Genomic DNA, 6,060 nt, shown 5'->3' on the forward strand with positions numbered 1-6,060 from the left:
AACTTGGCGATTGGATTACTATCAAATCTGTCATTGAAAATCCAAGTGATATTAACTATAATAAATATCCGAAGAAGTCTAAAAACTTTGATAAAGCAAACAATAAGCCGCAACAATAGCCCGTATTCATACTTTATATTCTCTCAAAAAATAGATTGGACAAGTCTATTTTTTGATTTTTTTTTGGTCAAAAACTAAAAACTTAAAAAAAAGTGTACCTTTGCAAAAAATTGTCGATTTTGAAATCCCATTTTATTGGTTTCATATTAAAAGACAACAAGTTACCTTTTTATGAAAAAAATCGTTGAATACCGAAAGTTGCTAAATGTAGACAGAACTGCAGAACTAAAAGATTTAAAAACCATTTATCGCAATGCGATGAAAGAAGCACATCCTGACAAATTTCAGGGAAATGATGTTGGTTTGAAAGAAGCAGAAGAAAACAGTAAAAAAATTATTGAAGCCTACCACTTTTTGGTAAGTATCAATCCTGAAACCATTAAACAGAACTTACCTGAATACACAGAAACTATTGCAACATCAACAATTTCTGATTATAAATTTGTTGAAGGACGTTTGATAATTAATTTTTCAAACGGAAGTGTTTACGAATATATAAGCGTGCCAAAAGCAACTTATGTGAAAATGGTAAATGCTGATTCTCCAGGAAGATTTGCAAAAAGACACATATTAAATTCTTTTACTTGGAGAAAAACCATCAACCAAGATTAGATTTTTTTAGATTTATATTTAAAAACACTCCTTTCAGGGGTGTTTTTTTGTTTTCTATCGAAAAAACAAGACAAGTATTGTCTAGAAGTTTTATTTTGAGTAAGTTAGCCATCCCTAAATATGATTTTAAAAATATTTTTTTTATGGAAGACCCTTGTAACCTATTCAAATCGCAATATAAAAAGGCAAAAGAAACCCTTGTTATACTAGAAGAACAAAAAGCGGAAATAAATCTCAAACTAGAATCTAATTTTTCAAGTGCCATTTTGCATAAAGAATTAAGAACCGTAAATATGGATATCAGAATTACACTAAATGAGATTGAGCATGCTGAGTCCTGTATTCAGCAATGCGAGTTAAAATACAATTCCTCCGTAAGCTAGAAAAAGCTTCAAATTCACATCAATTTCTTTCGTATCTACTGGGTACTGTTTTCTAAAAATGACAAAGTTTAAGTGCCTTAAACTCACTTGATACATTTGGTTAAATCCTCTTAAATATAAATATAAAACTATAACAAAAATTTAAGTCATAAAATTATTGATATTTTATAAATTTAAATACTTTTGCAGACTTAAACCATTTAACTAATTTATAATGAAAAAAATAATTTTATTACTTACGGCTACTGTATTTTTAATTTCTTGTAGCAAAGACAAGTACACTATTTCTGGTACAGCAAAAGGAGTTGAAAACGGCAAAACCATAATAATGGAAACCCAAGATGCTTCTGGTATGGGATTGATGGCAGTAGATACTGTAAAAGTAGAGAATGGTAAATTTGAAATAAAAGGAAAAGTTACTGAACCCGCTTTTTACATGTTGCAACTTGAAGGAGCAAATGGGAAATTTCCTTTTATCTTAGAAAATGGAGATATTATTATTGAAATAAACAAAGACAGTATTAATAAATCTAAACTTTCCGGAACATACAACAATGATGAATTTGTTAAGTTCAATGAAGAACTTATTAAACTACAAAAAAGTTTAATGGATTTCCAAAAAAATAACACTGCTTTGATGAATCAGGCACAACAAGCTAAAGACACTGCTGTTATTAATAAATTAATGAAAGAATTCAGTAAAATTCAAGAAGGGGTAACTGCAGAATCTAAAAAGAAATATGACACCTACGCAGAAACGCATCCGAAATCATTCATAAGTGCCTTAATTATCCAAGGAATGATGAACGATCCTGCTGTTGATATTAAAAAAATAGAAAAATTGTATGCAAGCTTGGATGAGTCGTTAAAAAATTCAAAACCTGGTAAAGCAATACAATTGAAAATCAAAGAAGCAAAAATGCCTTCAGTTGGTACAACACCATCTGGTGCTGCAAATCCAGCTGCCGGTAACGCTAAATGAAGTTCAGATTTTTCGGCTCCTAACCCTGAAGGGCAACTAGTCAGCCTAAAAGAAAGCTTAGGCAAAGTAACTATTGTAGATTTTTGGGCATCATGGTGTGCTCCTTGCAGAGCTGAAAACCCAAATGTGGTGGCTATCTACAAGGAATTTCACTCTAAAGGATTGAATATTGTTGGGGTCTCTTTAGACAGAGATGCTGCGAAATGGAAAGAAGCCATTGCAAAAGATAAATTGATCTGGACACAGGTTTCGCATTTAAAATTTTGGGATGAGCCAATTGTAGCTCAATATGGAGTTCAGGAAATTCCTTCTACTTTTATACTCGATGCATCAGGTAAAGTGGTTGCACAAAATTTAAGAGGAGCGGAACTTCGAGCAAAAATATTGGAACTTTTATCTAAATAATACACTTAGTTTATACTAATAAAAAATCTCCCTTGTGGAGATTTTTTTTAGTTTATTCAATTCCAACGCGTTGCAAATTATACTAAAATTAAGTGTAAATATCCTTTGGAAACCTGCAAACAGTTTTTATATTTGCAACCGCTTACCACAAATAAGCCTCTGGGGAGATACTCAAGCGGCCAACGAGGGCAGACTGTAAATCTGCTGTGTGAACTTCGCAGGTTCGAATCCTGCTCTCCCCACGAATAAATATATGACTAGTCCTAAATAATCGATACAGATTATTTAGGACTAGTCAATATTTTCAAAGCCTAGCTTTGCAGGAGGGACGAAGCTAATTCTGCTCTCCCCACAAAAATAAATGACACATTTTTAAGAAGCTCGCTTCATTAAAAATGTGTTTTTTTTAATATGACTATCCCTTACATTGTTAATTATTTTAGCCACGAATTACACAAATTGGCACGAATTCCAGTTTAAATTTTTTGAAAATTTGTTAAAATTTGTGTAATTCGTGGTAAAGTTTTTTATAACGTTTATGTCTTGGAAATATAGTCCGCTTAGCGGAAGTCTTATAATTTAATACGGCTTTTATTTTATTCCAAAATAAAGCTCACACTTACATTTGCAGTAATTTCTATTTCGCCAACTGCCAATGTTTCTCTTGGAGCTGATTCGTCCATTGCAGTAGATTTCATAGCATACATCATTCGGGGAGCTGGTGGATTGTAGTTTTGTGAATTATCGGATATCAATATGGCTTTGCCAACTTTTTGTCCCAATACGGAAACAAAATCTTCAGCTTTTGCTTTTGCGTCTTTTATAGCCAACTTTCTCGCATCAGACTGTAATTCCTTCATTTTTGAAGACTTGAACTCTACATTGTCAATTCTGTTAATTCCTTCATCAACCAAGCCTTCCATCAATACGTCATACTTTGACAAATCTTTCAATAAAATCTGGACAGATTGGGTTGCTATATAATTGTGTTTCTTTTTTTCGTAATCATAATTTGGATTTAAAGAAACACGCTGTGTTTGAAAATCTTCTTTTGCAATATTAGATTTTTTGATGAATTTTAAAATGGCATCCATTTTCTTGTCATTTTCCTTTTTAACATCATCTGCCTTTGTGCCTTTTGTTTCAATTGAAATCGAAATCGAAGCTTGATCTGGTGCTGTTTTTACTTTTCCTTCACCAGACACATTAATCATTGGAACTTGTTTTTGCTCCTGTGAGTAAGACATTGCCATAAATAATAAGGCAAGAATCAGTATTGCTTTTTTCATTTTGTTAATATTTAGTTTGTTTTTAAAATCTCTATTCAAAACTTGTGCCAATTTACAGCTTTCCCAATTTTGCCAACACAAAAAGGATGATGATGGGAATGGCCAAAAGAACCACCATAAAGGTATTGTCTACAAGCATGACAGGTTCTTTCAATAATGTTATCAAATAACCGCCTATAGCACCTCCAAAATGAGCCGTGTGTCCAATGTTGTCGTTCTTGGCTTTCATTCCATAAATAGAATACAACAAATAGCCTATGCCAAAAAGATAGGCAGGAATGGGAATGGGAATAAAAAACAGGTATAAATTCATGCTGGGATCTATCAAAATCGCCGAATACAAAATTCCAGTTACAGCTCCAGAAGCTCCAATAGCTCTATAACTATACTCATTTTTATGCATCAACAAAGTCAGTAAACTACCAAAAATAAGGCTTCCCATATAAATTAATAAAAAAGAAGCGCTCCCAAAATAGTTAATTACTACAGGAGCAAACATATAAAGCGTAAACATATTGAAAAACAAATGCCCCATATCTCCGTGTAAAAAACCAGAAGTAATCATCCTAATTTGTTCTCCGGCTCGGATGCTTCCAATGTGAAATTCGTACTTCCTAAAAAAAGCCAGATCATTAAATCCTTTTAAACTGAATAAAATAGTGGCAGCAATAATTACAATTAAAATAGTGCTCATAAATAATTTGGATATTTTTTAAAGTGTAAATCTAATTAATATTTATGGTTATAAAAACAGAACAAGAGTTCTAAACTAACAACTGAAAGGATTTTTTGAATTATATTTGTTGAAATATTTATTTAATGCGCTTTATACTTTACCTCATAGCTTATCCCATTTTATGGTGCATCTCGATGTTGCCTTTTCCATTATTATATTTATTTTCTGATTTTGTATATATAATCGTTTATTATGTAATAGGTTATCGCAAAAAAACAGTTCGGGAAAACTTGGAATTGGCATTCCCTAATTTATCTGCTCAGGAACGATTATTTATCGAAAAAAAATCATTCCGTCATTTGTGTGATATGTTTCTTGAAATGATAAAAACGATGACAATTTCAAAAAAGGAAATAAGAAAACGATTTGTGGTCACCAATCTGGATGTTTATAAAAAACTGGAAGCACAAGATAAAAGCATCGCAATGATGCTGGCACATTATGCAAGCTACGAATGGGTAATTTCGATGAATGCCTACGTAACTTTTAGTGCTTTTGCCATTTATAAAAAAATAGCCAATCCTTATTTTGACAAATTAGTGCGTACTATTCGATCAAGATTCAAAGCCGAACTCATCACTACTAAAGATACTATTCCAACTATCATTACAAATAACAAAAACAAATTGTTGTCTATTTATGGATTCGCAAGCGATCAATCACCAAGACTTTCTTCTGCTTTTCATTGGCAAAAATTTATGGGAATAGAAGTTCCCGTGCATACCGGAGCTGAAATGTTGTCGAAAAAATATGATATGAATGTAATTTTCCTGAAAGTAAAAAAAGTAAAACGAGGGTATTATCAAGCTAGCTTTGAAGTCATTTCGGAAAATGTAAAAGAAGTACCCAATTATGAAATCACCGATAAATTCCTTAAATTAGTTGAACAACAAATTTATGAATCTCCTGAATATTATTTATGGACACATAAACGCTGGAAACACAAGAGGTAGGTTGCAGGTTGCAGATTGCAGGTTTCAGATTGCAGGTTTCAGGTTGCAGATTGCAGGTTTCAGATTGCAGATTGCAGATTGCAGATTTAAGGCTGCAGATTTAACATTTTAGATTTTAGATTTTAGAATACATTAAAAAATACAAACTCATTCTAAATTAGCGTTTTGCCATCTGCCGACTTCTTTTTCTGCGAACTGAAATCTGCAACCTGCTATCTTTTTTTTCTGCGGTCTGCGAACTGAAATCTGCTGACTTTTTTAGATTTTAAACCACTCCTCCACTAATTCTTTCTCAAATGGTTTTGCATTTTTGTGGACAAATTCATTAGAGTTTTTATCATAATTATAATCTTTAGACCAAGCTTCGTGATTTTCTGCCAATGCTTTTATGCTGTTGCAAACAAACTCAATTTCTTCATTTGTAGTCGTAGGATGAATCGACATTCTGATCCAACCGGGTTTTAAAGTTAAATCTCCGGAATCGATTTGGCAAACCAAATTATGAGAGGTTTCTTCATTTACATTCAATAAATAATGACCATAGGTTCCGGCACAACTGCAGCCACCGCGTGTTTGAATT

6 protein-coding genes, 1 tRNA gene and 2 pseudogenes are annotated in these 6,060 nt (G+C 32.4%); 6 read left to right on the forward strand and 3 right to left on the reverse strand.

Annotated elements, in window-relative coordinates; genetic code table 11:
* Nucleotides 1-291: 291 nt before the first annotated feature.
* The 5 genes and pseudogenes from ACH2BV_RS14090 (at nt 292) to ACH2BV_RS14110 (ending at nt 2,744) form a co-directional block, all read left to right on the forward strand.
* Nucleotides 292-732, forward strand: coding sequence for a KTSC domain-containing protein (locus tag ACH2BV_RS14090; RefSeq protein WP_395051402.1), 441 nt, complete (start codon nt 292-294; stop codon nt 730-732).
* A gap of 143 nt (nt 733-875) precedes the next feature.
* On the forward strand, nt 876-1,115 hold the full coding sequence (locus tag ACH2BV_RS14095) for a hypothetical protein (protein ID WP_395051403.1): 240 nt from the start codon (nt 876-878) through the stop codon (nt 1,113-1,115).
* Between the two features lie 214 nt (nt 1,116-1,329).
* Nucleotides 1,330-2,097 (forward strand): DUF4369 domain-containing protein, encoded by a 768-nt coding sequence (locus ACH2BV_RS14100; protein WP_395051404.1) that lies wholly within the window; start codon nt 1,330-1,332, stop codon nt 2,095-2,097.
* Between the two features lie 18 nt (nt 2,098-2,115).
* A pseudogene (locus ACH2BV_RS14105) lies at nt 2,116-2,502 on the forward strand (TlpA family protein disulfide reductase); the annotation flags it as partial.
* 161 nt (nt 2,503-2,663) lie between these two features.
* Nucleotides 2,664-2,744: transfer RNA gene (locus ACH2BV_RS14110), tRNA-Tyr, on the forward strand.
* Nucleotides 2,745-3,098: 354 nt separating this feature from the next.
* Here ACH2BV_RS14110 and ACH2BV_RS14115 read toward each other — a convergent pair.
* Together ACH2BV_RS14115 and ACH2BV_RS14120 are read right to left on the reverse strand one after the other, a co-directional pair.
* Nucleotides 3,099-3,791 carry an SIMPL domain-containing protein gene (locus ACH2BV_RS14115; RefSeq protein WP_395051405.1) on the reverse strand — a complete coding sequence of 231 codons (693 nt, stop codon included), beginning with the start codon at nt 3,789-3,791 and terminating at the stop codon, nt 3,099-3,101.
* Nucleotides 3,792-3,843: 52 nt separating this feature from the next.
* Nucleotides 3,844-4,485: a rhomboid family intramembrane serine protease gene (locus tag ACH2BV_RS14120; RefSeq protein WP_395051407.1), complete on the reverse strand. Its 642-nt coding sequence runs from the start codon at nt 4,483-4,485 to the stop codon at nt 3,844-3,846.
* 125 nt (nt 4,486-4,610) lie between these two features.
* Between ACH2BV_RS14120 and ACH2BV_RS14125 the strand changes: the two genes are divergently transcribed.
* Nucleotides 4,611-5,480, forward strand: a complete 870-nt coding sequence (locus ACH2BV_RS14125) for a lysophospholipid acyltransferase family protein (RefSeq protein WP_395051409.1) — start codon at nt 4,611-4,613, stop codon at nt 5,478-5,480.
* Nucleotides 5,481-5,738: 258 nt separating this feature from the next.
* Here the strand turns inward: ACH2BV_RS14125 and ACH2BV_RS14130 are convergent.
* Nucleotides 5,739-6,060: pseudogene (locus ACH2BV_RS14130) on the reverse strand (selenocysteine lyase); the annotation flags it as partial.

It is taken from the genome of Flavobacterium sp., from assembly GCF_043780635.1.
Classification (GTDB): domain Bacteria; phylum Bacteroidota; class Bacteroidia; order Flavobacteriales; family Flavobacteriaceae; genus Flavobacterium.